The following is a 26,976-nucleotide window of genomic DNA, read 5'->3' as shown; positions in this document are numbered from 1 at the left end:
GCGCGCTTGCGTGCTGGCCTCTACATGCCAGGCCTGGTAGCGCTGCGGCATAACGAAGCGATCATTGCCATGAAAGATCGCCTGAAGGCCAACGGCAAGGCCCCCAAGCAGATCATCTGTGCTGCAATGCGTAAGCTGCTGCATTTCGTTTACGGGGTGCTCAAATCGGGACAACCATTTGACCCAAAACTTGCACTTGCCCGGTGAGAGTCAAGACGGTATCTACACTCATGTAGGAGCTGCCGAAGGCTGCGATCTTTTGATCTCATGTAGGAGCTGCCGAAGGCTGCGATCTTTTGATCTCGATGTAGCTCGCCACCAGAAATTCCTTGGCGCTTTTCTTGAGTTTTTTGATCAAGCGTTCCTGGCGCAACGCTTCACTTTTGTCACGGCAAGCTTCGGTATACACCAGCGCCATGGCCGGACTGGAAAGAAAGAAACGCGCCCCCTTGCCGCTCTGATGCTTGGCAAAGCGGCGTATCGGATCGTCGCTGATCCCGCAGTAGAGCGAACCATTGGCCGCGCGAACGAGGTAAACGAACCAGGTTTTGATGACGGGCGTTTCGCTCGGGGAGTTCACGTGGCAATCAAGACTTGAAGGAAGACAAGCAGCGATCTTATCAGCGACTGGCCTGGAATGCCTTCAGCCCCTTCAACGCCTGAGCGCGGACGGCGTTTCTCACCAGAGGCGTCCAACCCAGCACCAGACCTTTAAAGCCCAGCGCCTGTCGGGACCACTTCCACAAATCAAAGCTGTCGTGATGCTCGCAAATCTTGCCATCGCGAAAGACAAAACGCGCCTGGATGTCATTGACCACGATGTTGCCGGTTTGGCTGAACAGGTAGGTCGCCACCCAATGCGCGCCGCCCGTGCGCTCGTCGGCGCGGACATTATCGAAGGTCAGGGAAAAATCCTTGGCCCGGGTGGTGAGCATTCGCCACATGTCGCCCGCATCACGACCGCGAAGCTCACCGAACGCCGGGTCACTGAACACCACGTCATCGGTGTAGCAGGCGCTCATGGCCTCGGCATCCAGCCGTTGGAAGGCTTGGTAAAACCGGGTGATCAATGCGCTGTGGGCATCATTCATGTGCAGGCTCCCTGATGTGAAAAGTGGCTTCGTAAGAATGCCTGCACGATAGTCAACAAATGCGCGGAACACTATTGGCATTCGCGACGGGAATACGCTGACTGCGTAGGAGCCGTGAGAATCTAGTGCACCATCCCGCTGTCACGGGCGTAGGAAAAAAGGTCTACATCCGTGGAGATGCCGAGCCTGATCATGGCCATGTTTTTTTGTTTGCTGATGGTCGAAACACTGCGTTTGAAATGGCTCGCGATTTCACTGACGGTCATACCGCTGGCGAGCATTCTCACTACTTCTTGTTCTTTGGCCGACAATGAGGGTTGATGCGATTGATCACCGGCACCCGCCCCCGCCAGCGCCGTGTGCAATGACTCGCTGATAAAGCGCCGCCCTGCGCCCACCGTTTTGATTGCCAGGGGCAACTGCGTCGCCGAATCGCTTTTGGCGATGATCGCCATCACACCTTGAGCCAACGCCGCCCTCAGCGTTGCAATGTTGGCAAACATCGTCACCAGGATGACCGGCATCGCCGGGTAGTGACGCCGAAGCGTGCCTAACATATTCAGGCCATCGGCCTGCTGGTCTCCCGGCATCGAAAAGTCGGAAACCAGCAGGTCGCATGGCGTATTTGCAAGAAGCCTCATCAGGCTGTCCGGGCCCTCTGCCTCGCCCACGATCACACAGGTTTTGCTGGAATCGATGAGCATCCGCAATCCGAGGCGAACCACAGAATGGTCGTCAGCAATAATTACGCGCATGTCGGACGTCTCCTACAAGGTGACTGAAAGGCGCGGAAACTATCGCAGTTCTGTGTTCCCTCACAACGCCCCGTCAGGGTCTCACCTCACGTCCGATCAACGTATTCAGGGCCGAACTTTTACCCTCACATAACAAACAGATTATTCCTACAGGTCGTAGCTAAATAGCTCACAACGCAACGGCACAAACGGAAGGTGGCGATACGTTGCCTGCAAATCCCTTTCATACATCAAGGTGTCCGTTTTCGTATTTGTTGCATTCCGTCACGGGTGTTATCACACCAGCGGCTTGCATAACGAACTTGGCCGGAGGGGGTGTTGTTGATCACGGAAAAATTTCCGTGAAAGACCTCAACCCGAACAGCGTCACGATTTTGCCCAAATACACCCTGCATTTGACAGTGAACTGCGATGCGGAAACTCGTTATGCGTTGTCGCCAATGGACAATCGCGAACCCGACGCAGAACGCGGGCAACTGCTGAGCCCCAGCATTGCCCGCGCACTTAAATGAGCAGTCCTTCTCCCGGGTGACTTCGACATCCTTTTTCTGTTTGACCTGCAGGCGATGGATAACCCGCTGACTTTGTCTGCAACACCCTTTCATACACCAAGCAGTACATTTTCGTATTTGTTGCATTCCGCCAACCTATGCCGCTCGCTAAATTGCGCCACTCAAGCAGACCTGCCGCACAGGCACTAACCACTGTCAGCCCCCTGATACCAATCTTTCATCAAGAGTGAGCTCATCCGTGAACAAAGCGCTAACTCTCTTCGGCTCAGCACTGTTTCTGGCGGCCGCATCGTCCGTTTTTGCAACCGACACGCTGAACGTCAAGGGTGTTATTACGCCAGCGTCCTGCATAGCAAATCTGTCCAGTAATGGAGTCGTCGACCACGGCAAGGTTTCGGCCAAAGACCTCAATCAGACCGCCATAACGCTGCTACCCGATGCCACGCTGCAACTGGCGGTGAATTGCGAGGCACCCACTCCGTTTGCCCTGAAGGTTGTGGATAACCGGGCGACTTCAGCAACGAATCCGGGGCTCAACTTCGGTCTGGGATTGATCAACGATGTCGAAAAAATTGGCGGTTTCAGCATCACCTTGCGTAATCCGTTTGCCGATGGCGCTGCGACAACATCGCTCCAGTCTCTAGACGATGGCCATACGTGGGAGAACGCCAGCGGACTCGCGTTGCCGCCACTCAGGCTGGCCGCGTTCGGCGATCAATCCTCCGGTGCCTGGGCACCGATCGAGATCCAGGACCTCAACGTCGATCTTCGGGTAAGAACCGGCATCGCTCCCGCCCAGAACCTGACCCTGACTGATGATGTGGCCATCGATGGCAATGCCACCCTGGAAGTCCATTACCGATAGTCAGAACCAGCCCCTCTTATTCGAAACCTTTGACGAGACACCTCATGACGAAGTTTTTTACCTCCGCCCGCTTACTGATCCACACCGGCATTGGCGCGCTTGCCCTGATGCTGACCTCACAGGCTCAGGCCGACGGTATGGTGCCGGACACCTCGGTGGTGATCGTCAACGAAGCCGACGGCGAGACCTCCGTTTCCGTCACCAATACCGATCCCGGCCTGTCACTGCTGCATGTCACCATCGAAGACATTCCCGAAGACAGCGAGGCCCTGGTGTTCGTGACGCCACCACTGGCGCGGGTTGAAGCGTCGAAAACCCAGCTGGTGCGTTTCATTCTTCAATCGGAAAAGCCCTTGCTCACTCAGCGTTTGAAGCGGGTGATCTTTGAGGGCATACCCCAGGGCAAATCCCCTCTCCAACCCGGGCACGCCCGTGTGGGAGTGACAGTGCGCCAGAATTTGCCGCTGCTACTTCATCCGGCCGGCCTGGCGCTCAATCGCACGCCATGGACCGACCTGCAATGGTCGTTGAAGGACGACCAACTGACTGTGCGCAACGACACGCCCTACGTGGTACGCCTGGCCCAGGAAGTGCAGCTGATGCCGGCTGCGACTCAAGCGATGCTGCCCAAAACCTACGTGCTGCCCGGTGAGCACATCAGCGTTCCGGCACCAGCCGGGGCCGCCACCCAAGTGCGCTTTCAACCGGCCACCGTCTACGGTTTTTCAGCGCCGGCATACGACGCACCCATCAGCCCCTGAAATACACACCGCCGGCAGCGCTTTCAAGGATCAGTGAGCGCCGATGCATCCAGGCGACGGCCGTTTAACCGTCACCACACGCGCAGCTGAAGCCACAGCGGAAACGGCCAGCACGCAAGCACAATCCAAGTGAACCCCATGAACACAGTATTGTTTTACCGTGACGGCGAAGCCGTGCCTGCTATTCGGCTCGCCAACGCACGCGCTTATCGGGCGCGGCCCGGACACTGCGTGGCATTACTGCTGGGCAACCTGTTGATGTTGCTGGATGCCCAAGCCGAGGAACTGAGCAATGTCGCGTGGCCGGTGTCGTTTGACCAAAACACCCTGCAACAACGCGGTATCGATCCGGCGTTGGCCACGTTGTTGTTGGCAGCACCGCGTTTCACCGCTGGAAAACATCCGGTCACGCTGACGGTCAATGGCCAACGTCAGGGTCGAGTCGACGTCACGTTCAACGATCAAGGCGACGTGTGCTTTGACCAGACGCTTCTCGATGCCGCAGACCTGATTGTGCCTGTCGGCCTCCCGGACGATAAACGCTGCCACGATTTCATCCGCGCCTGGCCGCAAACGCTGATCGAACCGGACCCGGCAAACCTCGGACTGTCGCTGGTCGTTTCCACCGAGGCCAAACGCCCCACTGTCCGCGACTTCTCGGGTTATCAAACCGGTGGCATTGCGGGCTTGCTCAACTACGACCTCAATAGCCTGTTCAGCCACAACGGCGATCAAACGAGCCGGTACCTGGCGGCCAACACCGAAGTCGGTTTCAACGCCGGTGACTGGATCGTGCGAAGTCGTCAGGTGCAGACCTGGCAGGACGACGTGTCTCGCACTAACCATCTTGCTGCGTATGCCCAACGCACCTTTGCCAGCCAAGAAACGGTGTTTCAGGCCGGTCAGATCAATCTCTATAACCCGGTGCTGGCGGGTGCCCAGATCACTGGCGTGCAACTGATGACTGAGCAAGCGTTGCAGGTCGAAGGCCAGAGCTCGCCCATCGAAGGGATTGCCCACAGCCAGGCACAGGTCGAAATTCGGCAGAACGGTTCTCTGATCCATTCGACGGTGGTCCCGGCAGGGCCGTTCTCGCTGAGCAATGTGCGTCGGCTCAACAACCGCTCGGACGTGGAAGTCACGATCAAGGAAACCGATGGCGGCGAGCGAAGCTTTACCATCCCTGCCGCCATGCTGGGTGTCGGTCTGCCCGCCCCCGGCTATTCGCTGGCCGCCGGCCAGGTGCGCAAATTCGGTAATACCCAGGAAGGCAATCCGTGGGTGATCAGTGGTGGCTGGAGTGGCGCACTTGCTCCGCAAGTCCTGGCCAGCGCAGGCCTCACCGGCGCCACCGACTATCGCGCGGCAGGTGCCAGCGTTGGCGTGCTGCCATGGGCTGAAACGCAGATCCAGGCCACCGTTCAAGGTGCAGATGCCAGTGGCAGCAAACCCTCCCAGGGACTTCAAGCCGATCTGAACGTCTCGCAACGTTTGGGCGAGCAGTGGTCGATCAACGCGGGAACTTCATACCGGACTTTCGGATACCGCGAACTCGAAGACGCGGTGTTCGACAACAAAACCGATAGCAGCAAATCCCGTTACCGCGACCAGCAAAGTGCAGCGTTAGCCTGGTCGCATCCCTGGATGGGCGCGTTCAGCAGCGGCTTCAGCCGTTCAACTGCGTTCGACGGGTCAAGCAGTAGTCGCGCACTGGCGTCCTGGGGCACCAGCATCGGTGGTGTGTCGGTCTCGGCAAACGCCGAATGGCACGTCAGCGGCACCAGCCGCAGCGATGACAGCGTTTACCTCAATGTCAGCATTCCACTCGGCGAGAACCGTCGCGGGCGAACCTGGGTACGCAGTTCCGCCGGTGAATACCGCAGCGGTGCGGGCTTGAATGAACAGATCAACGACCAATTCAGTTACCGCGTCGGCGTCGAACACGACACGCGTAACCAACAGGTGCAATCCACGGCCGGTGTTTCGCTGCTGCCGCGCTACAGCCAACTGGACCTGAACTACTCCCGTTCCGATGCCGAACGCTCCAGCTATCAGGTGGGCGCTCGCGGCGGCGTTGTGCTGCATGGCGACGGCTTGACGCTCTCACCGTATGCGGTGCGCGACACCTTTGCGCTGTTGTCCGTCGGCGACGTCGACGCCGTAAAAGTCACGACGCCGAGCGGCCCGGTCTGGACCGACTGGCAAGGCCAGGCCGTGATCCCGCAATTGGCCGCCTATGGCAACAGCCCGGTGCAAGTCGACACCCGCTCACTGCCGCGCAACGCCGACATCAACAACGGTTTGGCGGTGATTTCTGCCGGGCGCGGTGCCGTCGACAAAATCGATTTCGCGGTGACGAAGACCCGCCGCGCCCTGCTCAAGGTCACCACTGACGAAGGTGCACCGCTGCCCCGTGGCGCGACCGTGAATACCGAGGATGGCGAATTCGTGACCCTGGCCCAGGAAGGCGGACTGGTGTTTCTACCCAACGTTCTCGATGCCCGCGCCCTGTGGATAACCGCACCGGGGCTGGATCGCTGCCAACTGCGTTTCGAACTGCCGGCCAAGGCCGACACCCAGGTGTATTACGAGACCGCCGCCGCCCAGTGCCGAGCCCTTTGAGGATGACTTCATGAAACTGTCCCGCCCGTTGTTGTTCTCCCTCGGCGCTCTGACGCTGGGTGGATTCGCGCCACTCACCTGGGCGCAGGCCGATGAGTGCCAGTTCAATCTGAGCCAGACGCTACTCGATTACGGTCTGATGAATCGGGCGATACGCCAGGATGCAACCTCAGACCGCACTTTGGGCGAGCGCCGGCTAAGCCTCAATTTGCATTGTTCACAACCCACCGACATGACGGTGCTTTACCGCGCCATCACCGCGACCGCTGAACGTTTTCGCTTCGACGAACGCGGCACCTATGAAATGCGCATTGGCGATGCCGTGCTCGATGGTCAGTCGGTAGATTTGGGGTTGATTGCCGGTGTCGGTCAGGTGCCCACAGAAACAGCGTCGAGCCTGATCTGGCGACCGGAGCATGGCATCGTTCCGGTTCAGGCCGGCGTAGCGGTTCAGGGGCACAACTTCTCGGCACAGCTTGTGCTGACGGCCTGGGCTCAGGAACAAGCATTGCAAGTGCGTGATGCCGTCGTTTGGGAAACCACCGGCCTGTTCGATGCGGTCGCGGCGGGTCGCTCACGGACCGCCACATTGCGCGCCAGTTTCGCGCCCGCCGCGTGTCAACCGGAGCTGTCAAACGGAGGAGTGGTCGATTTCGGCAGGCTGCACAAAAACGATCTGAATACCGACAAAAGTACCCGCCTGCCGCCCAAAAGTCTGACCCTGCGGGTGAGCTGCGATGCCCCGACTCCTTTTGCCCTGCGCATGCAGGACAACCGCGAGGGCTCGGCGACGGTCGACAGCGAGATTTACTACGGCCTGAACGTCGATAACCGCAACAACAAGATCGGTCTGTATTCGCTTGAATTTGACCCGGCGCTGACCAGCGCTGACAGCTATACCCGCCTGTATCGAACCGATTCCACCACCAGCGGCGTGGCCTGGAGCACCGCCAGTTCGAGCCCGATTCCGATTGGCTCAAAAAGTTACCTGGGTTTCACCGACAGTGCCGGCAGCACCGCAGGCCCGGTCGAGATCCAGAACCTTAGCGCTGGCGTAACCGTTGACGCCGTTATCGCCCCCACATCGAGCCTGGACCTGAGCAACGCCGTCCATCTCGATGGCTCGGGGACGATCGAAATTATTTACCTGTAACACCCAACCGACCTTGCTCAAACCGGGGTGCACTTGAGTGCCTTGGTGGCAGGCAAGGGAAAAACCACAAAGGATGTATATCAATGAAAAAGTATTTCGCAGCACTGTCGGCAACCGCTCTGATCAGCCTTGCGCCTTATGCGCTTGCCACGGATACCCTGACTGTCACGGGCACCATTACGCCGGCAGCTTGCCTGCCGAGCTTGTCGGGCGGCGGGATGATCGACGTCGGCAAGATCCGGGCAAAGGATCTGAATCAGACCACCGAAACCCAAATAGGAAGCCACCCGATTCAGCTAACCGTGGCCTGCGACGCACCTATACCTATTGCTCTGAATCCAATCGATAACAAACCCGGAACAGCAACAAATCCCGCTTATTTCGGCTTAGGGGAGACCAACGCACTCGAAAATCTGGGCGGTTTTTATACGGCAATCCTGGCCACTCAAGCGGACGGAGTAATGGCAGAGCCTATCTTCTCGGATGATGGTGGAACAAGTTGGAGCAGTACGAGTTCTGTGACTCCAGGTGAACTTTTATCAGTCGCTTCACTCGCCGACCACTCGACGCCGATAGAAGTAGCGATGCTCACCCTGGGTCTGGAAATCCGGCCGATGATCGCCCGGGCCGACAGCCTGACCCTGACCGACGACGTCACCCTCGATGGCTCCGTGACATTTGAAGTGAAGTACCTGTGAGGCCGCCTCGCTGAACCGCTCACGCCATCATTTCGAGTGGTTCAGCACCGCCAGCCTTCAGCCGTAGTGCCTGGCACTAGCCCAGGTAATCAATCAGCCAAACAAATAAGAATTCTTTAATGAAAAAGTATTTCGCAGCACTGTCCGCAACCGCTTTGATCAGCCTTGCACCGTATGCCCTCGCCACCGATACCCTGACGGTCAAAGGCACCATCACTCCGGCGGCGTGCCTGCCGAGCTTGTCCGGTGGCGGGATGGTGGACAATGGCAAGATCCGCGCAAAGGACCTTAATCAAACCAGTAACACGCAGGTAGGTACTCACCGGCTGCAAATAACCGTGGCCTGTGATGCACCGAATCTCTTCGCGCTAAACCCAGTCGATAACCAGCCTAATACTGCATCAAATAGCACGTATTTTGGTTTGGGATTGACCGACGCGGACGAGAAAATTGGCTTTGTATACTTGGACGCATCCAACGCCGTTGCAGATGGACAATCCGTGCGAGTCATCGTCTCAGATGACGCTGGCGCGAGTTGGGATCCGAGAAACCCAATACAGCCTGGATCATGGACCTCCGTTGCCGATGCTGCCGGCCCGATCGCACCCATTTACATACAGGACCTAGCGATGGACGTTCGCATCAGCACATTTATCGCTCGTGCCGACAGCCTGACCCTGACCGACGACGTCACCCTGGAAGGCTCAGTAACCATTGGCATTGAGTACCTGTAAATAACTACGGCTCTGAACCTTGGGGTTCAGAGCCGTTGATTAACACTGCCCCCGCATCAACGCGGGACTAGCGATGCGGCATTCGACGGTTCGGCAACGCTTGAGTTGCCCCACGTGCAGAGTCCGCTCCCGTCTAAATTTTCTCGCTGACCACCTGCACGTACAACGAACGCCCGGCACCCAGCCCGGCGAGAATCGCGCCAAGACCAATCACACCGAAGATCCAGCCCACGGCCGTCCAGCCGCCGGTCCAGTCATGCACGATGCCGACCGCGAACGGGCCCATGGACGCCAACGTGTAACCGAAACCCTGGGCCATGCTCGACAGGTTCGCCGCCACGTGGGAATCGCGCGAACGCAGCACGATCAGGGTCAACGCCAGACTGAACGTAGCGCCCTGCCCCAGCCCCAACACAATCGCCCAGCCCCAAAGGTCTTCGATCGGTGCATACAGGCAACCGAACAAACCAGCCAGGGTCAGCACCATGACGATCACGATGGCCGGGCGCTGATCCTTGCCGCGCGTGGCGAGCCACGGTGCCGCCAGGGAACTGACAAGTTGCACGATCACCGAACCCGACAGGACCAGCCCGGCCTGGGTCGGCGTCAGCCCGCGACCGATCAGGATTGACGGCAACCAGCCGAACACAATGTAGGCCAGTGATGATTGCAGGCCCATGTACAACGTCACTTGCCAGGCCAACGGGTCACGCAGCAATCCGCGAACGCGGTAGGCAACGTTGTGCGCACCGTGTTTCTGGCCGACTTGCGGCAACCAGAAAATCGCCGCGATCAGCGCCGGGATCACCCAGAAACCAAGACCCATAGCCCAGCTTTTGTCGAAGTGTTCGCTCAGCGGCACCGTCGAGCCCGCCGCCATCGCCGCGCCCAGACACAGGGCCATGGTGTAGACACCGGTCATGGCTCCGGCCTGTTTGGCGAAGTCGCGTTTGACGATGCCTGGCAACAAGACGCCGATCACACCGATGCTGGCACCGGCCAGCACGCTGCCGGCAAACAGGCCGATTTCGCCAAAGGAACTGCGCAAGATAATCCCGCCCGCCAGGGTCAGGAGAATGCCCAGCACGACCCGCTCTGCGCCGAAGCGACGGGCCAGCACCGGTGCCAACGGGGCGAACAGGCCGAGGCAGAGCACCGGCAATGTCGTCAGCAAACCTGCCTGGGCCGCCGACAAACCCAGGCTTTTCGACACGTCACTCAGCAACGGTGCCATGCTCGACAGCGCCGGCCGCAGGTTCAACGCCACCAGAATCAGCCCCAGCAACAACAGCCACGGACGCCGCAGCACCGGCTGTGTTTGCTGGACCGCTTCGTCATCGGCCTCGGCGTCGATCAGCAGTTCTTCCAGTTCCGCCGTGCGTTTGGGCGATGTGTTGTTCTGGCTGGACATGGTGTTCTCGGTTTCAAGGTTCATTGATCAGTTGCCTCGACAGGGCTTTGGCCCGTTCCGGGTCGCGTTGCTCGACGGCATCGAGCAGTTCGATATGCAGGTCAAACACTTCCTGGCGTCGCGGCGTGACGTTCAGGCAATGGCGCAATTGCGCACCGACGACCGTGGAGAAATAGCGATACAACTCGCTGAGCGTGGGGTTGTGTGCGGCGTCCACCAGACGGCGGTGGAACACCAGATCGCAAGCGATGTAGGTGTCGAGATCACCGTGATAGTGACTCCCGCTCACACCGAGCGCTTCACGCAAGGCCAGCAGGTCTTCGTCGGTGCGGCGCATTGCGGCCAGGCCGATGGCCTCGACTTCAAGGATGTGCCGGGTTTCGCGGGCCTGTTCAAGGGAACACTTCGACAGCGCTTTCAGCGTATCCAGCGGATCAACCACCGCCCGCAAGTAACTGCCGTCACCCTGGCGGATTTCGATCAATCCGGAAAACGCCAGCACACGCATGGCTTCACGTACGGTATTGCGGCTGATGCCCAGTTCGGCGGATAGCTCAGGTTCGGTGGGCAGGCGCTGACCGACTGCCCACACGCCTTGATTGATACGCGCACGCAGCTGATCGAGGGCCTGATCGACCAGGGATCGTTTAACTAATGGAGAAATATCTGACATAAGACTCGGCCTTTCATCCAATCATAGGATGAATTTTTTGACATGTTAGTCAGCCCGGCCAATCCACACAACCCCCTTGTAGGAGCTGCCGCAGGCTGCGATCTTTTGATCTGCTTTTTAAAAACAAAGATCAAAAGATCGCAGCCTGCGGCAGCTCCTACAGGGATCGTTGGCGAAAAAAAACCCGGCACTGGGTCCGGGTTTTGTCAGCGCTTGAATCAGATCAATGCAGGATCTGGCTCAAGAACAGTTTGGTGCGCTCGTTCTGCGGGTTGTCGAAGAAGTCGTTTGGCGCGGCCTGTTCGACGATTTCGCCCTTGTCCATGAAGATCACGCGGTTGGCCACGGTGCGGGCGAAGCCCATTTCGTGGGTGACGCAGAGCATGGTCATGCCGTCTTCGGCCAGGCCGATCATAGTGTCCAACACCTCTTTCACCATCTCGGGGTCGAGTGCCGAAGTCGGTTCGTCGAACAGCATGATTTTCGGTTTCATGCACAGCGCGCGGGCAATCGCCACACGCTGCTGCTGGCCACCGGACAGTTGCCCCGGAAACTTATGCGCCTGCTCCGGAATGCGTACGCGTTCCAGGTAGTGCATGGCGATTTCCTCGGCTTTGCGCTTGGGCATCTTGCGCACCCACATCGGCGCCAGGGTGCAGTTCTGCAAAATGGTCAGGTGCGGGAACAGGTTGAAGTGCTGGAACACCATGCCGACTTCGCGGCGGATCGCTTCGATCTGCTTGAGGTCGTTGGTCAGTTCCACGCCATCGACCACGATACGGCCCTGCTGGTGCTCTTCCAGACGGTTGAGGCAGCGGATGGTAGTGGATTTGCCGGAACCCGACGGGCCGCACAGGACGATACGCTCGCCCTGCTTGACGTTCAGATTGATGTCTTTGAGTACGTGGAACTGGCCGTACCACTTGTTCACGCCCTGCATCTGAATAATGCCTTCAGGGCTCACAGGCTGTTTGATTGCTTCGCTCATAAAAGAACTCCTAACGCTTGTGGCCAGTGTCGAGCTTACGTTCCAAATGCATGGAGTAGCGCGACATACCAAAACAGAAAATCCAGAACACCAGGGCGGCGAACACGTAGCCTTCGGTGGCCATGCCCAGCCATTTCGGGTCGGCGGCGGCTTGCTTGACGCTGTTGAGCAAGTCGAACAGGCCGATGATGATCACCAGGCTGGTGTCCTTGAACAGGGCAATGAAGGTGTTAACGATGCCAGGAATTACCAGCTTCAGGGCTTGCGGCAAAATCACCAGGCCCATGCTGCGCCAGTAACCCAGGCCCATCGCCGCGGCTGCTTCGTACTGACCTTTAGGGATCGCTTGCAGACCGCCACGCACCACTTCGGCAACATAGGCCGACTGGAACAGGATCACGCCGATCAGCGCCCGCAGCAGTTTGTCGAAGTTCATGCCTTCAGGCAGGAACAACGGCAGCATCACCGAGGACATGAACAGCACCGTGATCAACGGCACGCCGCGCCAGAATTCGATGAAGGTCACGCAGACCACCCGAATTGCCGGCATGTTCGAACGACGGCCCAGCGCCAGGACAATCCCCAGCGGCAACGCACCGGCAATACCGACGGTGGCGATCACCAGGGTCAGCATCAGGCCACCCCATTGGCTGGTCGCCACTTGGGTCAGGCCGAAGAGGCCGCCATGCAACAGGAAGTAGGCAATGATCGGGTACGCCACCAGAAAGCTCAGGCCATACACCGCTTTACGGTGGAAGCGCGAGATGAACAGCGGTGCCACGCCAATGACCGCCAGCCACACGGTCAGGTCTACGCGCCAGCGCAGTTCCGGCGGGTAATAGCCGTACATGAACTGGCCGAAGCGCTGTTGGATAAACACCCAGCAGGCGCCTTCCTTGGTGCAGTCGGCGCGCGTGGTGCCAACCCAGTTGGCGTCGAGGATCGCCCAATGCAGGATCGGCGGCACCACCAGGTAGATCAGGTAGAACGCGAACAGGGTCAGCACGGTGTTGAGCCAGCTGGAGAACATGTTCGCGCGCATCCATGCCATCGGCCCGAAGACTTTGGTCGGTGGCGGCATGTCAGGTTTGAAAATATGAGTACTCATGCGCTTTTCCTTACCGCTCGATCAGCGCAATGCGCTTGTTGTACCAGTTCATCAACAGGGAAATGCTGATACTGATCGCCAGGTACACGCTCATGGTGATCGCAATCACCTCGATCGCCTGCCCGGTCTGGTTCAGCACGGTCCCTGCGAACAGCGAAACCATTTCCGGATAACCGATACCGGCCGCCAGCGAGGAGTTCTTCGCCAGGTTCAGGTATTGGCTGGTCAGCGGTGGAATGATCACGCGCAGGGCTTGCGGGATGATCACTTTGCGCAGGGTCGGACCGTTGCGCAGGCCCAGCGAATGGGCCGCTTCGGTCTGGCCGTGGCTGACGGACTTGATGCCCGAACGCACGATCTCGGCGATGAACGCCGCGGTGTACACGGTGAGCGCAAGGGTCAAGGCCAGCAGTTCCGGGATCAGTACCCAGCCACCGACGAAGTTGAAACCTTGCAGCTTTGGCATTTCCCAATGCAGCGGTGCGCCGAAGATCAACGCGCACAGTGCCGGGATCACCAGGAGCAGCGCCAGGCCAGTCCAGAACTTGTGAAAGGGCACACCGGTGGCTTCGAAGCGTTTGTTGGCCCAGCGGCTCATCAGGACGATGGCGACAATGGCCACGACAACGCTGACCACAAACGGCCAGAAACCGTCCGCCGCCAACGCGGCCGGCATGTTCAGGCCACGAGCGCTGACGAAGAAGGTGTCGCCGAAGTTGTGGCTGTTGCGCGGCCCCGGCATTGTCAGGAACACCGCGAAGTACCAGAACAGGATTTGCAGCAGCGGCGGAATGTTACGGAAAACTTCCACGTACACCGTTGCCAGTTTGCAGATGATCCAGTTCTTCGACAGCCGTGATACGCCGACGATGAAACCGAGGATCGTCGCCAGGATCACGCCGATGACCGTCACCAGCAACGTGTTGAGCAAGCCGATGACAAACACCCGGGCATACGTGTCCGATTCGGTGTAGTCGATCAGGTGTTGAGCGATGCCGAAACCGGCACTGCGCTCCAGAAAACTGAAGCCCGAGGTAATGCCCCGGTGCTGAAGGTTGGTCTGGGTGTTATCGAACAGATACCAGCCCATGGAGACCACCGCCACAATGGTGATGATCTGAAATAGCCACGCACGCACTTTTGGATCGCTGAGGCTGAGCCTCTGCTTTGGTGCGCCGATTGAATTTTGCATGAAGTGCCCCGCAAAGAATGGAACAGAACATCACCCGGCAGTTGGCCTACCGGGTGATAGAACCATCAGCGCACTGGTGGTGCGTATTGAATGCCGCCAGCGTTCCACAAGGCGTTCAGCCCGCGGTCGATTTCCAGCGGAGTGCCCTTGCCGAGGTTTTTCTCGAACACTTCGCCGTAGTTGCCGACCTGTTTGACGATCTGGACAACCCAGTCTTTTTTCACTTTCAGGTCTTTGCCGTATTCACCGTCGGTACCCAGCAGACGAGCAACGTCCGGGTTCTTGGTGCCCTTGGCTTCAGCTTCGACGTTTTTCGACGTCACACCGGCTTCTTCAGCGTTGAGCATGGCGTAGCCAACCCAGCGCACGATTGCCAGCCACTCGTCGTCGCCGTTACGCACGACTGGACCCAGTGGTTCTTTGGAGATGGTTTCCGGCAGAACGACGTAGTCTTTCGGCGAAGCCAGCTTGCTGCGCTGGGCGAACAGTTGGGACTTGTCGGAAGTCAGCACGTCGCAACGACCGGATTCCAGCGACTTGGCGCTTTCATCGGAGGTGTCGAAAGTGATCGGGGTGTACTTCAGATTGTTGCCACGGAAGTAGTCGGAAACGTTCAGCTCGGTGGTAGTACCGGCCTGGATGCAGATGGTCGCGCCGTCCAGTTCCTTGGCGCTCTTGACGCCCAGTTTGTTGTTTACCAGGAAGCCGATGCCGTCGTAGTAAGTGATGAAGCCAGGGAATTTCAGACCCATGCCAGCGTCACGGGAGCTGGTCATGGTGGTGTTGCGCGACAGGATGTCGATTTCGCCCGACTGCAGCGCGGTGAAGCGCTCTTTGGCGTTCAACTGACTGAACTTGACCTTGGTCGCGTCGCCGAAGACGGCAGCGGCCACAGCACGGCAGTAGTCAGCATCGATACCAACGATCTTGCCGGTAGAATCCGGAACCGAGAAACCAGGCAGGCCGTCACTGACGCCGCACTGTACGAAACCTTTCTTCTGCACTGCATCCAGGGTCGCGCCCGCCTGAGCGAACCCACTGACGCCAAGTACTGCGGCTGCAGTCACGACGGCCAGGGTGGATTTCAACATCTTCATTCAAACCTCCAGTTTTGCTCTTGTTGTGTCGGAGCGTGAGTCCAGTCGCACCCTTTTGAGGCGTTGTTGACCCGTGTTGGCTTTTTTTAGGGTCAATCGACTTAGGACCGTAGCCATGAGTCTAGTAGGAGAAAATCCACACAATGGACAACTCACTTCTCACCAATCGGCCGAACGGGCTGTAGCCCTTTCACGTTCGCGAAGCCCGTAGCGGCCACTGGCGAACATCCATTACCGGATTTTTTGCTATCCCACTGCCAACAATGGCCTGATAGTGTTACCGACAGACGTGGGATTTTTCATACAAGCTTCCTCATAGCAAAGCCCGTACCACACCTGGCGCTTAAGCGGTTCAGCCACAGGTCAATAGCAAAACTTGTAGCCTTGCGACATCTTCTTAACGGATCAACCAGACGCGCCCTCAGACCTCGCACTTAATGAGAGCGCACGCACAACATTGGAGCAGCCATGACCGAGCCCCTGATTCTTGAACCCGTCAAGCCCGCAGACGCCTGCGTAATATGGCTGCACGGCCTGGGTGCCGATCGCTATGACTTCCTGCCAGTCGCTGAAGCCCTGCAGGAAACCTTGCTGACCACCCGCTTCGTTCTCCCTCAGGCACCGACCTGTGCTGTCACTATTAATGGTGGCTACGAGATGCCGAGCTGGTACGACATATTGGCCATGAGCCCCGCGCGGGCGATCAATCGCGATCAGCTGGAAGAGTCGTCGCGCAGAATCATAAATTTGATCGAAGTACAGCGAGCCATCGGAATAGACGCCTCGCGGATCTTTCTGGCCGGTTTTTCCCAGGGTGGTGCCGTGGCGTTTCACACCGCGTTCCTGCAATGGCAGGGACCGCTGGGTGGCGTACTTGCCCTCTCTACTTATGCACCGACCTTCAGCGATGAGCTGGAATTGTCCGCCAGTCAGCAACGCATTCCGGTGTTGTCATTGCACGGTCAGTACGACGACGTGGTGCAGAACTCGATGGGCCGGACCGCCTATGAGCATTTGAAGCAGCGTGGTGTCACCGTGACATGGCAGGAATACCCAATGGGCCACGAAGTGTTACCCGAGGAGATTCGCGACATCGGCGTCTGGCTCACCGAGCGCTTGCGTTGAGTGTTCGCCTTTAAAAACGCCCTTTGATCCATCCCACTACGCCGCGCCCGATTCTTGCATTACACTGGCCGGCGTACATTCCTTAACCAATTGATGAGATGACCGTGCTCAAAGCACTCAAGAAAATGTTCGGTAAAAGCGAGACTGAGCAACTCGCGCCAGTCCCCAGCGCTCCGTCTCACACTCCCAGCCACCGCACCGACGGTCATCAGCCTGGCCGGGCCGCCACCGTAGCGGCACCAAAACACGAGCCGTCGACCGCGCCGGCCGTTCAACCTGTTGTGGAAACCGCCGTCGAGCAACCACGCAGCGAAGCACCAAAACCTGCCAAACCGCGCCGCGAACCGAAGCCAAAAGCCCCGGTTATCCCGTGGAAACTCGAAGACTTCGTCGTCGAACCCCAGGAAGGCAAAACCCGCTTCCACGATTTCAAACTCGCCCCCGAACTGATGCACGCCATCCAGGACCTGGGCTTTCCGTATTGCACGCCGATCCAGGCTCAGGTGCTGGGCTTTACCCTCGCAGGCAAAGACGCCATCGGTCGTGCCCAGACCGGCACCGGCAAAACCGCTGCGTTCCTGATCTCGATCATCACCCAACTGCTGCAAACGCCACCGCCGAAAGAACGTTACATGGGCGAACCTCGGGCGCTGATCATCGCGCCGACCCGTGAACTGGTGGTGCAGATCGCCAAGGACGCAGCCGACCTGACCAAGTACACCGGCCTCAACGTCATGACGTTTGTTGGCGGCATGGACTTCGACAAGCAACTCAAGCACCTCGAAGCCCGTCACTGCGACATCCTCGTCGCCACACCGGGTCGCTTGCTCGACTTCAACCAGCGCGGCGATGTGCATCTGGACATGGTCGAAGTCATGGTGCTGGACGAAGCCGACCGCATGCTCGACATGGGTTTCATCCCGCAAGTACGTCAGATCATTCGCCAGACCCCGCCGAAGAACGAGCGTCAGACGCTGCTGTTCTCCGCGACCTTCACCGAAGACGTGATGAACCTGGCCAAGCAATGGACCACAGAACCGGCGATCGTCGAGATCGAGTCGCAGAACGTGGCCAGCGAAAACGTCGAGCAGCACATCTACGCGGTGGCCGGTGCCGACAAATACAAACTGCTCTACAACCTGGTCAACGATAACGGCTGGGAGCGAGTGATCGTTTTCGCCAACCGCAAGGATGAAGTGCGGCGCATCGAAGAACGCCTGGTGCGCGACGGCATCAACGCCGCGCAGTTGTCTGGCGACGTGCCGCAACACAAGCGCATCAAGACCCTGGAAGGCTTCCGCGAAGGCAAGATTCGCGTACTGGTCGCCACCGACGTTGCCGGTCGTGGTATCCACATCGACGGCATCAGCCACGTGATCAACTTCACCTTGCCGGAAGTCCCGGACGACTACGTGCACCGCATCGGTCGTACCGGTCGCGCCGGTGCCGATGGCGTGTCCATCAGTTTTGCCGGTGAAGACGATTCGTACCAGCTACCGTCTATCGAGACGTTGCTGGGTCGCAAGATCAGTTGTGAAACACCACCGACGCATCTGCTGCGGGCGGTTGAGCGCAAGCGTCCGTAACGGAGGACTTGCACAAAGAGGCGCAGCCGGAAACGGACTGCGCTTTTTTTTCGCCTGGCTTTTTCAACAAGGGCTTGCTCGATAGAACTAAAAGTCCATAATGGACAAATTAGTTTACATGCCGCTCCGGAGCCGACCATGCCCAGCACCCCTTATGTGATCAATCAATCCCAGGCTCGCGAGTTGCTGACGCAGGTCGATGTACCGCAGATCCTGCGCAAAATGTTCCGCGACCTGGCCGGGGGCCAAGCGGTGCAACCGGCGCAGCAATTGGTGGAATTCCCACAGGGTGCCGGGGATTTCATCAACTACCTGGGCGTGCTGGCCGGAGATGGCGTGTACGGAGTCAAGACTTCACCTTACATCGTGCGTGACCAAGGGCCGCTGGTCACTGCCTGGACCTTGCTGATGTCGACGCAGACCGGCCAGCCGCTACTGCTTTGCGATGCCGGTGAACTCACCGTCGCGCGCACCGCCGCGACCACAGCCGTGGCCATCGACGCCCTTGCGCCGACGAGAGCGACTCGCCTGGCGATCATTGGCGGCGGCAAAGTGGCCCAAGCCCACGTGCACTATGTGAAGGGGCTGCGTGACTGGCAGAGCATCAGCCTGTATTCGCCGGGCCTGACCGAGGCCAGTGCAGAAGACCAGGCGCAAATCAGAAGCCTAGACCCACGCCTGACCATCGCGCAGAGTCGCGAGGCCGCCATCCAGGACGCCGACGTGATCATGCTCTGCACCTCATCCGCCGGCCCGGTGATGGACCCGTCCACTCTGAGCAAACCGGCGCTGATCACCTCCATCAGCACCAACGCCCCGCGCGCCCACGAAGTTCCGCCACAGAGCCTCAATGCCATGCAGGTGTTCTGCGACTACCGTTTGACCACCCCGGGCTCAGCCGGTGAAATGCTGATTGCCGGCGAACAGCATGGCTGGGATAAAAACGCGATTGTCGGCGACCTGCCCGATCTGCTCAGCAACAAGGTGCAGCGTCCTGACTACGACCGCCATGTGTTCTTCCGCTCCATCGGCCTGGGCCTGGAAGACATTGCGCTGGCCAACGCGATCTACCGCCTGCAGCCCTGACACCACATCCCCCTGTAGGAGCTGTCGAGTGAAACGAGGCTGCGATCTTTTGACTTTGATCTTAAAAAAAGATCAAAAGATCGCAGCCTCGTTTCCTCGACAGCTCCTACAAGGGGTTATCGATATCATTACTGGAGACGTTCATGAGCCAGGCAGACTTCATCATCATCGGCGGCGGAATTGCCGGCGCTTCCACCGGTTTCTGGCTGTCGCAGCACGGGCGTGTGCTGGTGCTCGAACGCGAATCCCACCCGGCCTATCACTCCACCGGACGCTCGGCCGCATTGTTCACCGCCGCCTACGGCACGCCGCAGGTTCGCGCGCTGACCCAGGCCAGCCGCGATTTTTTCGATACCCCGCCCGCCGGTTTCTGCGAACACCCGCTACTGACCCCGCGCGGCGAAATGACCGTGGACTTCACCGGTGACCCGGCCGAGCTGAACAATCAATACCTGAGCGCAAAAGCCACGGTGCCGGAGATGCAATTACTCAGCGCCGAAGAAGCCTGCGTGCGCCTGCCGATCCTGCGCCGCGAAAAAGTCCACGGTGCGATTTACGATCCGACTGCCAGCGACATCGACACTGACGCGCTGCATCAGGGTTATCTGCGCGGAATTCGCCGCAACAACGGTGAAGTGCAGACCGATTGCGAAGTACAGGGCCTGAGCCGGGATGCCGAAGGCGTGTGGCACGTGCAGACCAGCACCCAGACCTTCAGCGCGCCGATCATCATCAACGCTGCCGGCGCCTGGGCCGACAAAATCGGCGAACTGGCGGGTGCCAAACCGCTGGGCCTGCAACCCAAGCGCCGCGCCGCGTTCATCTTCGCCGGCCCCGAGGGCGTGGACATTCACCATTGGCCGATGCTGGTCAGCCTCGACGAATCCTTTTACATGAAACCCGATGCCGGGATGTTCCTCGGTTCGCCGGCCAACGCCGACCCGGTGGAACCCCACGATGTGCAGCCAGAAGAACTGGACATCGCCATGGGCATTTACCAGATCGAAGAAGCCACGACCCTGACCATCCGCCGTCCGACCCGTACCTGGGCGGGCCTGCGCAGTTTCGTCAGCGATGGCGACTTGCTGTCGGGTTTCGATCCACAGGTTCCGGGGTTGTTCTGGGTCGCGGCTCAAGGCGGTTATGGCATTCAGACCTCACCGGCCATGGGCCAGGCCAGCGCCGCGCTGGTACGTGGTGAAGCCCTGCCCGAGCAACTCACGCGCTTCGGCCTCGACGCCAACATGCTCTCCCCTGCCCGCCTGGCCTGACACAAGTCCTCAGGTGACGCGCCGTCACGATTGCGGCACACTTTCAGCGCCCCGTTTTACGGGGCGCTGACGCTGCCCGGAGCCCCACCGTATGAATGCCCCCGAAAAAGACCCGGCCCTGAACGACGCGTCCCTGGATAACTTCCGGGCGATTGCCGATGCCATCGCCACGCTGTTCTTTCCTCACGCCGAAGTGGTGCTGCACGACCTGCGCTCGCAAAAGGTCGACTACATCGCCAACAACCTGTCGAAACGCGTGATCGGCGATGATTCGGCGCTGGAGGACATGCTCAGTGACGATGTCAGCGATCGAAACATCGGGCCGTACGAAAAGCTTAATTGGGATGGTCAGAAGATTCGCAGCGTCAGCACCGTGCTGCGCGACCGTGAGGATCATGCGGTGGCAGTGTTGTGCATCAATCTGAATATTTCGCTGTTTGAGAATGCCAAGGCTGCGCTGGATCTTTTTCTGTCGCCGAGCAAGCTGATCCCACAACCGGACTCACTGTTTCGCGACGACTGGCAGGAGCGGATCAACACCTTCCTGCACAACTGGCTGCGCGAGCGGCAGTTGAGCCTGAACCTGCTGACCCGTGATCACAAACGCGAGCTGGTGCTGGCATTGCACGCCGAGGGTGCCTTCAAGGGTAAAAGCGCATCGAACTATGTGGCCAATGTGCTGAACATGGGACGGGCGACGGTGTACAAGCATTTGAAGGAATTGAAAGGCTGAAGATCAAAAGATCGCAGCCTGCGGCAGCTCCTACAGGGATCGTGTCTACCTGTAGGAGCTGTCGAGTGAAACGAGGCTGCGATCTGTTATCGATCAGTCGCCGTAGATATCGGACTTGAAGTACTTGTCGGAAATCTTCTGGTACTCGCCATTGGCACGAATGCCATCGATCGCGGTGTTCAACTCAGACACCAATTCGGTATTGCCCTTGCGCACCGCAATCCCGGCACCCTCGCCCACGTATTTCGGGTCTTTCAGCTCTGGCCCGACAAACGCGTAGCCTTTGCCGCGAGGCATCGACAGAAAGTCATTCAGCGGAATGGTGTCAGCAAAAATCGCATCCAGGCGACCGGCTGCCAAATCCATGTAGATCTCTTCGTTGTTGCCGTAACGCTTGACGTTGATGCCCTTGGGTTCGAACACCTCGGTGGCATAACGGTCGGTAGTAGTCGCGCGCTGTACGCCGACGGTCTTGCCCTTGAGGCTCGCGTATTGGTCATCCACCACCGCGCCGTCCTTCATCACAAGACGCGATGAAGTGAAGTAGTACTTGTGGGTGAAATCCACCGACTTTTTGCGGTCGTCATTGATGGTCATGGACGACAGCGCCATGTCGATTTTCTTCACTTTCAAGGAAGGAATCAGACCGTCGAACTCACCTTCAACCCACACACACTTGACCTTCATCTGCGCGCACAGGGCATTGCCGATGTCATAGTCGAAACCGACGATTTCGCCTTGATCCGTCTTGGAGGCAAACGGCGGGTAAGCCGCTTCGATACCGATGCGCAGGGTTTTCTCGGCGGCAAACAGGCTACTGCACGCCAACAGGCTCAGGGCCAGACCGGTGATGAGGGGAAACTTCTTCATGTTCGTTCTCTCGCGGGTTGTTGTTGGTTTTGCAAGACAGAAGAAAGAGCTGAAACGGGGGGAAAGCCTTTTTTGTACTTATAATTCCATATTGGACTTTTATGTATTATTCGTCAATTGGGCAAACAGAATTGACCCGGGCCGATGGTCGGGTGGTGAGTCAGGAGATTATTGGGTGATGCAGATGGCCTCATCGCGGGCAAGCCCGCTTCCACAGTGTCCGAGTCATACACAAAATGTATGTACACCACCAAACTTGTGGAAGCGGGCTTGCCCGCGATGACGAACGAAAGAACAGCGCAGGAATTACTTCTTCCAGCGATCCGCCGCCGCATGATCGCTGTCACGACCCTCGACCCAACGCGGCCCGTCGCTGGTGTTTTCCTTTTTCCAGAACGGCGCGCGGGTTTTCAGGTAATCCATGACAAAGGCGCAGGCGTCGAACGCTGCCTGGCGATGGGCACTGGCGGCGCCGACAAAGACAATCGGTTCACCCGGTTCCAGGGCGCCAATGCGATGCAACACTTCGAGCTTGAGCAACGGCCAGCGCTGTTCGGCTTCGATGGCGATTTTGCCGAGGGCCTTTTCGGTCATGCCCGGATAGTGTTCGAGGAACATCCCGGCCACGTCGAGCCCGTCATTGAAGTCGCGCACGTAGCCGACAAAACTCACCACTGCACCGACGCCGACATTGGCCGCATGCATGGCGTTGACTTCGGCACCCGGATCGAATGCCGTGGACTGCACGCGAATCGCCATGGCTCAGCCCCCGGTCACGGTTGGGAAAAACGCCACTTCATCACCATCGCTCACCGGCTCGTCGAGCTGACAGAGGTCTTCGTTGCGGGCACACATCAGGTTCTGCTCGCTCAACACCTCGGCGCCGTCACGTTGTGCCAGCAGCGCTCGCACGTCGTTGACGGTGGCGAAGTGGCCTTCAACCTTCACTGAATCCACGCCCAGCGCTTCACGGTAACGGGCGAAAAACTTCACGGTGATGTTCATGCCGGGTCCGCCTGGAAATGACCGCTCTTGCCGCCGACCTTTTCCAGCAGCTTTACGCTTTCAATGGTCATGCCGCGATCAACGGCCTTGCACATGTCGTAGATGGTCAGCGCGGCAATACTCGCGGCTGTCAGGGCTTCCATCTCGACGCCGGTCTGCCCGGACAACTTGCAGCGCGCCACGATGCGCACGCTGTCATCACCTTCGGCACTGAGTTCAACTTTAACGCCGGTCAGCATCAGCGGATGGCACAGCGGAATCAGATCGCTGGTTTTCTTCGCCGCCTGAATGCCGGCAATGCGCGCCACGGCAAACACATCACCCTTGGGGTGACCGCCGCTGACGATCATCTGCAGGGTTTCGGGCAGCATGCGCACCAGCGCTTGGGCCGTCGCTTCACGGAACGTCACAGCTTTTTCGGTGACGTCGACCATGTTGGCGCGGCCTTGGGAATCGAGATGAGTCAGCACGGGATTACTCCTGATCAGGAGCGCCGATTGTAAACCTGCGGGTCAATTTTCCGCACGCGAGATTATCCAATCACCACAATCCCGTGTACGCACGGTCGGCACCGTCTCCCGTAGGAGCTGCCGAAGGCTGCGATCTTTTGATTTTTAAGATCAAAAGCTCGCAGCCTTCGGCAGCTCCTACATGGGTTTGTGTCGGGCGTAAAAAAACCGGGCGACCTTGCGGACGCCCGGTTTCGGTGAGGCTTACAGGTGCGATTCCGCGTATTCAGCCAGAATCGAACGTGGCACCCCTTGCAGGGTGATGTGTACACCGTTAGGGAAATCCTTGAAGCGTTCGGTCAGGTACGTCAGCCCGGAACTGGTCGCGGAAAGGTAAGGGGTGTCGATCTGCGCCAGGTTGCCCAGGCACACCACTTTGGAACCAGCGCCGGCACGGGTGATGATGGTTTTCATCTGGTGCGGGGTGAGGTTCTGGCATTCATCGATCAGGATCAGGCTCTGCTGGAAGCTGCGGCCCCGGATGTAGTTGAGGGATTTGAACTGCAACGGCACTTTGCTGAGGATGTAATCAACGCTGCCATGGGTGCTTTCGTCATCCATGTGCAAGGCTTCGAGGTTGTCGGTGATAGCGCCCAGCCACGGCTCCATTTTTTCCGCTTCGGTGCCGGGCAGGAAGCCGATCTCCTGATCCAGGCCCTGCACGCTGCGGGTGGCGATAATGCGGCGATAGCGCTTGCTGACCATGGTCTGCTCAATCGCCGCCGCCAGTGCCAGGATGGTTTTACCGGAACCGGCAGCACCGGACAGGTTGACCAAATGGATGTCCGGATCGAGCAAGGCGTATAGCGCCAGGCTCTGGTAGATGTCACGCGGTTTCAAGCCCCAGGCTTCCTGATGCAACAGCGGTTCCTGGTGCAGGTCAAGAATCAGCAGCTTGTCTTCGTCGATCTCCTTGATCCAGCCGACAAACCCTTGCTCATCAATGATGAACTCGTTGATATGCACCGCCGGCAGGTTGTCGATCAGCTTCACCTGATGCCAGGTGCGGCCGTGATCCTGACGGGTTTCGACCTTGCTCACGAGGTCCCAGAAGGAGCCGGTCATATTGTGGTAGCCGTTAGGCAGCAATGATACGTCGTCGACCAGTTGGTCAGTGCTGTAATCCTCGGCCGCGATCCCACAGGCGCGGGCTTTGAGGCGCATGTTGATGTCTTTGGTGACCAGCACCACGGGCAGTTTCGGATCGCGTGCGTGCAGGTCGATCAACTGGTTGATGATGATGTTGTCGTTCAGGTGCTCGGGCAGAATGATGTTCGGTTCGGCTCGCTTGCTCATCAGAATTGACAGCAAACCCTTCGGCCCGCTCTTGCCCCGCTGGATCGGCACGCCTTGTTCGACGTCCTCGGGAGAGGCATCGCCCAGGGTCTTGTCGATCAGGCGAATGGCCTGGCGGCATTCGGCAGCAACGCTGTGATGCCCGCTCTTGAGCTTGTCGAGCTCTTCAAGCACGGTCATCGGGATGGCGACGTGGTGTTCTTCGAAATTGAGCAGCGCGTTTGGATCGTGAATCAATACGTTGGTATCGAGTACATAAAGGATTGGCTGGTTGGAAGAAGAGCTACGTCCGTGATCATCCATACTCGGTCACCTTTGTGGGAGCCATTCGACGCAATACCTTGGCGGTGCTGCGCCTCGAAGTGGCCGCCGAATTCACCTGCGGGGACTCAAGTGATTGCAAGCAACAAGTAGGGTCTTGGAAGACGCCACCTGTGTTGCAGGTTTCGGCGGTCTGTCTTCGTAATACTCCAAAACACATGACAGAAAAAAGCACTTTGACGTTTTTTTGAAGTTTATTTTTCAGAGTGACGAAAAGCGCTTGGCGGACTGCCATCACCCGTTTACAGTCGGAAGTCAACCTGCAGCAAAACCCCTCTCAAAATCGCCCCGCACCCAATGTTTTCGGGGCTTTTTCGTTTTCATCGAAACCCGTCCTGGCAGTCCTCCCAACCGATCCCGCTTTGCGCCGTTTGCGTAATCAGCCAAGGCATCGCTGTTTTCACCCCGTCCTGCTTCACATTGAAGTTGATCACCCCGTGACGCCACAGCAGCATCAAGGTCAGCACCCGTTGCGCGCTCTGGTTGCCTTTGAGCTTGCCGGCACCATCCTGCGCATCAATGTCCCACAGCGCCACCTGCAAGCCCTGAGACTTGAAGAAGCTCTCGGCATCCGAACGTCGCTGCCCATCAGGCGGACGGAACAGTGGCACGTAGTTTTCCGGCAGTTTGCTTTTCACCAGTTCTACGCTGCGCCTCACCGAGTCCTGCCAGTCCTGCCAGTGGCTGTGAGACCGGAACTCCCAGCCCTGCACGCCGACGCACTGCATTGAATACGTCGATTGCAGGCTGGCGACCGAACGCTCGGCCAGGCGCGCCTGAATATCCTTGCCGAGAACGAAGAAGGTGCCGCTCATGTTCGACTTGCGCAGGTACTCAGTGACCCAGGCCGTGTTGTCCGGTATAGCGTTCGCGGCGCTGTCGAAGGTCAGCAGAAACAACCGGTCGTTCATTTCATCACCGTTGCGCTCAAAGTCGCCAAAACGATCGATTTCGCTGCTGGCTTGCGGAAACAGTGCGGCCTTGCGCAGTTGCTCGTCCAGGTACTGGGCATGAAACAGGCGACTCGGCTCGGCCCACTTGATGTAGTAGCTGTCTTCGCTGATCTGGATTTTACCGGCTTGCTCGCGCAGGGTCGGCATGTCCTCGACCAGGAAACAGAAGGAGGCATCCTGATCGCAACTTTGCTGGGCGAAGTTGTAGTTGCTCAGCAGGCGCTGCCACAGGCGCTGGCGAACATGGTTGATCGACTCCATGTTGATCGTGCGCAAGCCCAGGCGCTGGGCCAGTGCCGGTTCGTCCAGGGCTTCACTCGCCAGCAGCACACGGGCGAACATGAGGATTTCAGCACGCGACGCGACGTCGAACAGCGTCGGGTTGCTCAGTTGCTCGGGCCAGGTGCTGCGATCAAGGGTCGCCACGTCACCGGGTGCCGCCATGGCACCAAAGCTCAGGAGCCAGGCCGAGATTAGAAAAACGATACGCAATGGGATGTCTCCATAACAAAACCCGCGCGGCACTATATCGCGGGTAGATCAAAAGATCGCAGCCTCGCG

General features: G+C 58.6%; 27 protein-coding genes and 1 pseudogene. 13 read left to right on the top strand and 15 right to left on the bottom strand.

Annotation, left to right across the window (positions count from 1 at the left end):
• Window positions 1-207: pseudogene (locus KUF73_RS29735) on the top strand (IS110 family transposase); the annotation flags it as partial.
• A gap of 58 nt (window positions 208-265) precedes the next feature.
• Here KUF73_RS29735 and KUF73_RS29730 read toward each other — a convergent pair.
• The 3 genes from KUF73_RS29730 to KUF73_RS29720 form a co-directional block, all read right to left on the bottom strand.
• Window positions 266-580: a GIY-YIG nuclease family protein gene (locus tag KUF73_RS29730; RefSeq protein WP_218441517.1), complete on the bottom strand. Its 315-nt coding sequence runs from the start codon at window positions 578-580 to the stop codon at window positions 266-268.
• Between the two features lie 40 nt (window positions 581-620).
• Window positions 621-1,091 (bottom strand): nuclear transport factor 2 family protein, encoded by a 471-nt coding sequence (locus KUF73_RS29725; RefSeq protein ID WP_218441516.1) that lies wholly within the window; start codon window positions 1,089-1,091, stop codon window positions 621-623.
• A 122-nt stretch (window positions 1,092-1,213) separates the two neighbouring features.
• Entirely contained in the window at window positions 1,214-1,846 is a 633-nt protein-coding gene (locus KUF73_RS29720) for a response regulator (RefSeq protein WP_218441515.1), read from the bottom strand.
• Between the two features lie 206 nt (window positions 1,847-2,052).
• Between KUF73_RS29720 and KUF73_RS29715 the strand changes: the two genes are divergently transcribed.
• The 7 genes from KUF73_RS29715 to KUF73_RS29685 all read left to right on the top strand — a co-directional run bounded on the left by KUF73_RS29715 (window position 2,053) and on the right by KUF73_RS29685 (window position 9,191).
• Window positions 2,053-2,358: a DUF1120 domain-containing protein gene (locus KUF73_RS29715; protein ID WP_218441514.1), complete on the top strand. Its 306-nt coding sequence runs from the start codon at window positions 2,053-2,055 to the stop codon at window positions 2,356-2,358.
• A 238-nt stretch (window positions 2,359-2,596) separates the two neighbouring features.
• The gene (locus KUF73_RS29710; protein WP_218441513.1) at window positions 2,597-3,223 is read left to right on the top strand and encodes a DUF1120 domain-containing protein; all 627 of its coding nucleotides are present in this window, start codon (window positions 2,597-2,599) and stop codon (window positions 3,221-3,223) included.
• A gap of 44 nt (window positions 3,224-3,267) precedes the next feature.
• Window positions 3,268-3,984: a fimbria/pilus chaperone family protein gene (locus KUF73_RS29705; protein ID WP_218441512.1), complete on the top strand. Its 717-nt coding sequence runs from the start codon at window positions 3,268-3,270 to the stop codon at window positions 3,982-3,984.
• A gap of 138 nt (window positions 3,985-4,122) precedes the next feature.
• Complete coding sequence (locus KUF73_RS29700) at window positions 4,123-6,606, top strand: fimbria/pilus outer membrane usher protein (RefSeq protein WP_218441511.1); 2,484 nt, start codon at window positions 4,123-4,125, stop codon at window positions 6,604-6,606.
• Between the two features lie 10 nt (window positions 6,607-6,616).
• Window positions 6,617-7,759 carry a DUF1120 domain-containing protein gene (locus KUF73_RS29695; RefSeq protein ID WP_218441510.1) on the top strand — a complete coding sequence of 381 codons (1,143 nt, stop codon included), beginning with the start codon at window positions 6,617-6,619 and terminating at the stop codon, window positions 7,757-7,759.
• A gap of 83 nt (window positions 7,760-7,842) precedes the next feature.
• Window positions 7,843-8,457, top strand: a complete 615-nt coding sequence (locus tag KUF73_RS29690; RefSeq protein WP_218441509.1) for a DUF1120 domain-containing protein — start codon at window positions 7,843-7,845, stop codon at window positions 8,455-8,457.
• Between the two features lie 119 nt (window positions 8,458-8,576).
• Complete coding sequence (locus KUF73_RS29685) at window positions 8,577-9,191, top strand: DUF1120 domain-containing protein (protein WP_218441508.1); 615 nt, start codon at window positions 8,577-8,579, stop codon at window positions 9,189-9,191.
• Window positions 9,192-9,324: 133 nt separating this feature from the next.
• Here the strand turns inward: KUF73_RS29685 and KUF73_RS29680 are convergent, their stop codons facing one another.
• From KUF73_RS29680 to KUF73_RS29655, 6 genes are all read right to left on the bottom strand, one after another.
• Window positions 9,325-10,626, bottom strand: coding sequence for a CynX/NimT family MFS transporter (locus KUF73_RS29680; RefSeq protein ID WP_218441507.1), 1,302 nt, complete (start codon window positions 10,624-10,626; stop codon window positions 9,325-9,327).
• Window positions 10,616-11,275, bottom strand: coding sequence for a FadR/GntR family transcriptional regulator (locus KUF73_RS29675; protein WP_218441506.1), 660 nt, complete (start codon window positions 11,273-11,275; stop codon window positions 10,616-10,618). Before KUF73_RS29675 ends, KUF73_RS29680 begins: the two co-directional genes overlap by 11 nt.
• A gap of 223 nt (window positions 11,276-11,498) precedes the next feature.
• On the bottom strand, window positions 11,499-12,263 hold the full coding sequence (locus KUF73_RS29670) for an amino acid ABC transporter ATP-binding protein (RefSeq protein ID WP_010444394.1): 765 nt from the start codon (window positions 12,261-12,263) through the stop codon (window positions 11,499-11,501).
• Window positions 12,264-12,273: 10 nt separating this feature from the next.
• Window positions 12,274-13,371: an amino acid ABC transporter permease gene (locus KUF73_RS29665; RefSeq protein WP_218441505.1), complete on the bottom strand. Its 1,098-nt coding sequence runs from the start codon at window positions 13,369-13,371 to the stop codon at window positions 12,274-12,276.
• A gap of 10 nt (window positions 13,372-13,381) precedes the next feature.
• A complete protein-coding gene (locus KUF73_RS29660) occupies window positions 13,382-14,563 on the bottom strand; it encodes an amino acid ABC transporter permease (RefSeq protein WP_218441504.1) in 1,182 nt (393 codons plus the stop codon).
• 65 nt (window positions 14,564-14,628) lie between these two features.
• On the bottom strand, window positions 14,629-15,660 hold the full coding sequence (locus KUF73_RS29655; RefSeq protein ID WP_218441503.1) for an amino acid ABC transporter substrate-binding protein: 1,032 nt from the start codon (window positions 15,658-15,660) through the stop codon (window positions 14,629-14,631).
• Between the two features lie 468 nt (window positions 15,661-16,128).
• Between KUF73_RS29655 and KUF73_RS29650 the strand changes: the two genes are divergently transcribed.
• From KUF73_RS29650 to KUF73_RS29630, 5 genes are all read left to right on the top strand, one after another.
• On the top strand, window positions 16,129-16,785 hold the full coding sequence (locus KUF73_RS29650; protein ID WP_218441502.1) for an alpha/beta hydrolase: 657 nt from the start codon (window positions 16,129-16,131) through the stop codon (window positions 16,783-16,785).
• Between the two features lie 98 nt (window positions 16,786-16,883).
• Window positions 16,884-18,371, top strand: a complete 1,488-nt coding sequence (rhlB, locus tag KUF73_RS29645; protein WP_218441501.1) for an ATP-dependent RNA helicase RhlB — start codon at window positions 16,884-16,886, stop codon at window positions 18,369-18,371.
• 138 nt (window positions 18,372-18,509) lie between these two features.
• Window positions 18,510-19,457, top strand: a complete 948-nt coding sequence (locus KUF73_RS29640; protein ID WP_218441500.1) for an ornithine cyclodeaminase family protein — start codon at window positions 18,510-18,512, stop codon at window positions 19,455-19,457.
• 143 nt (window positions 19,458-19,600) lie between these two features.
• Complete coding sequence (locus KUF73_RS29635; RefSeq protein WP_218441499.1) at window positions 19,601-20,728, top strand: FAD-binding oxidoreductase; 1,128 nt, start codon at window positions 19,601-19,603, stop codon at window positions 20,726-20,728.
• A gap of 91 nt (window positions 20,729-20,819) precedes the next feature.
• Window positions 20,820-21,461 (top strand): transcriptional regulator, encoded by a 642-nt coding sequence (locus KUF73_RS29630; RefSeq protein ID WP_218441498.1) that lies wholly within the window; start codon window positions 20,820-20,822, stop codon window positions 21,459-21,461.
• Between the two features lie 93 nt (window positions 21,462-21,554).
• Here the strand turns inward: KUF73_RS29630 and KUF73_RS29625 are convergent, their stop codons facing one another.
• From KUF73_RS29625 to KUF73_RS29600, 6 genes are all read right to left on the bottom strand, one after another.
• Window positions 21,555-22,331: an ABC transporter substrate-binding protein gene (locus KUF73_RS29625; RefSeq protein WP_218441497.1), complete on the bottom strand. Its 777-nt coding sequence runs from the start codon at window positions 22,329-22,331 to the stop codon at window positions 21,555-21,557.
• A 306-nt stretch (window positions 22,332-22,637) separates the two neighbouring features.
• On the bottom strand, window positions 22,638-23,090 hold the full coding sequence (moaE, locus tag KUF73_RS29620) for a molybdopterin synthase catalytic subunit MoaE (protein WP_218441496.1): 453 nt from the start codon (window positions 23,088-23,090) through the stop codon (window positions 22,638-22,640).
• Window positions 23,091-23,093: 3 nt separating this feature from the next.
• The gene (gene moaD, locus KUF73_RS29615) at window positions 23,094-23,336 is read right to left on the bottom strand and encodes a molybdopterin converting factor subunit 1 (RefSeq protein WP_218441495.1); all 243 of its coding nucleotides are present in this window, start codon (window positions 23,334-23,336) and stop codon (window positions 23,094-23,096) included.
• Entirely contained in the window at window positions 23,333-23,806 is a 474-nt protein-coding gene (gene moaC / locus KUF73_RS29610) for a cyclic pyranopterin monophosphate synthase MoaC (protein WP_218441494.1), read from the bottom strand. The genes moaD and moaC overlap by 4 nt, the downstream gene beginning before the upstream one ends.
• A gap of 243 nt (window positions 23,807-24,049) precedes the next feature.
• Complete coding sequence (locus KUF73_RS29605) at window positions 24,050-25,444, bottom strand: PhoH family protein (protein WP_218441493.1); 1,395 nt, start codon at window positions 25,442-25,444, stop codon at window positions 24,050-24,052.
• Between the two features lie 338 nt (window positions 25,445-25,782).
• A complete protein-coding gene (locus KUF73_RS29600; RefSeq protein ID WP_218441492.1) occupies window positions 25,783-26,907 on the bottom strand; it encodes a polysaccharide deacetylase family protein in 1,125 nt (374 codons plus the stop codon).
• Between the last annotated feature and the right edge of the window lie 69 nt (window positions 26,908-26,976).

The organism is Pseudomonas sp. PD9R, from assembly GCF_019200975.1.
GTDB lineage: Bacteria > Pseudomonadota > Gammaproteobacteria > Pseudomonadales > Pseudomonadaceae > Aquipseudomonas.
Note: the sequence above shows the minus strand (reverse complement) of the source record. Positions and strands in the feature narration are given on the sequence as shown.